3 protein-coding genes are annotated in these 1,744 nt (G+C 54.4%); all 3 read right to left on the reverse strand.

Going from position 1 to position 1,744, the window contains the following annotated elements:
• A partial coding sequence (locus AC1DPF_RS18930) for a hypothetical protein (RefSeq protein WP_477962940.1) occupies positions 1 to 204 on the reverse strand: 204 nt, incomplete at its 3' end.
• Between the two features lie 237 nt (positions 205 to 441).
• The gene (locus tag AC1DPF_RS18935) at positions 442 to 1,053 is read right to left on the reverse strand and encodes an FxDxF family PEP-CTERM protein (protein WP_477962942.1); all 612 of its coding nucleotides are present in this window, start codon (positions 1,051 to 1,053) and stop codon (positions 442 to 444) included.
• A gap of 199 nt (positions 1,054 to 1,252) precedes the next feature.
• Positions 1,253 to 1,744: sugar transferase (locus AC1DPF_RS18940; RefSeq protein ID WP_477962944.1), on the reverse strand; the 492-nt coding region annotated here is incomplete at its 5' end.

Here is a 1,744-nt window from a genome sequence, read left to right on the forward strand (position 1 = left end):
GGCGAGGGCGCCGCCTGTCAGAGGAGGCACGCCGAACAATCGCGTAAGCACAAAACCGCCGATCAACGCGCCGGCAACGCCGATGACCGTGCCGAATATCACTTCGTGCCTGTTGTGAACACTGACCATCCAGCTATAGAACCGGCCGAGCAGCGCTCCAATGGCGAGCATCAGGAGTATATCCATAGACGAGTTCAGCATCATGCCTTTCCGCGGTGGACGAACCTCCAACCCATATCGTAACGCCTACGAAGTGAGTGGATCTACCCGAATTGACTGAAACGTCCGGGTATCAACAAGGTTTCACAGCGGCCATGAACTGAATCACTTACTTTTATCTTTTATCTACGCAAAAAATACGGAAATATATGATAATTCATTTGATATTAATCGAAGCAAAAAGATACCCGCCAGAGGAGCCTGGCGGGTATCCATAGGTGATCAGCTGAACGCCAGGCGATCATTGGCTGCATTAGCGGTGCGACGACGGGTGCGGACGACGCCGCCCACGAAGCCGAAGCCGATGATCATCATGGCCCACGTCGCGGCTTCGGGAACGGCCGCGATGTTGAGCGTGCCCGCGTAGCTGGCATTGGAGCCCGCCGATCCACTGATCGTCAGGAGATTGGCAGCGCCGGTAGCGACGTCGCTGACGAAACCGAATTCAAACCGGCCCGCGGGGGTCAGCGTGAAATTTTGTCCGTTCAACGATACTGAACTGAAGTCGATGTTCTGGGTGCCGGCATCCTGATAACTGGTCGAGATCGTACCGGAAATCCGATATGCCTGGCCAGCTTGGATGAAGCCGTCGAACGACCCCAGATCGATCGAATCCGTGAAAGCACCAGGTGTCACGCTGGTATTTCCGAACGTCGCGGTAGAGTTGTCATATTGTATATATGCAGCAGCGGAGGCGGGCGCCGCGACAAACGCCGCCACCGCTAATGCAATCGATGCGATCGATTTCATAATCGTACCTTTCGTTGAGTGCGAACCCCCTTTCGGAGGCCCCCCGCGAAAACGATAATAGTTTAATATATGTTCCAATTCCACAGCTATTCGTAATTACGCAATGGGAAAATGATGTATTAATGTGAACTAGATTACATAGTCATGCATAACCGCGAAATTGTATCTGTCATTATATACTATACGTAACAATAATGTGGAATATAAACAGGTTTTAGGAGAAGATTATCTATTCCAGTGGGGTTGATCTTCCGGTCGGCCTGGCTGCACCGCTACGGTTTTCTCAATATGACCCTTTGGCCAAAAGCACGCACGGTACAGTCAGCATCAGGATCTGCACGTCGAAGCGCCATGTCCTCGACCGCGAGTAGGCGACATCGGCAGCAACCCTGCGGCGATAGGAGATGTCGTTGCGCCCACTGATCTGCCAGAGGCCGGTCAGCCCAGGCCGTACCCGGCAATAATGGTGGAAATAACGCCCGTAGCGCACGATCTCGGCCGCTACGATCGGACGTGGGCCCACCAGGCTCATATCGCCGAGCAGTACGTTGATCAGCTGTGGCAGTTCGTCGATGCTGCTCTTGCGCAGGAAGCGCCCGAAAGGCGTGATCCGCGGATCATTGCGGAGCTTATGATCCCGAGCCCATTCCTGGCGCGCGACCGGATCGCTGGCCAGGACCTCCGCAAGGCGCGCATCCGCGTCCATCACCATGCTTCTGAACTTGAGGCATTTGAACTTCGCGCCATTCCTTCCCACCCGCTGATGACCGAATAT

It is taken from the genome of Rhizorhabdus sp. P4_G6, from assembly GCF_056401045.1.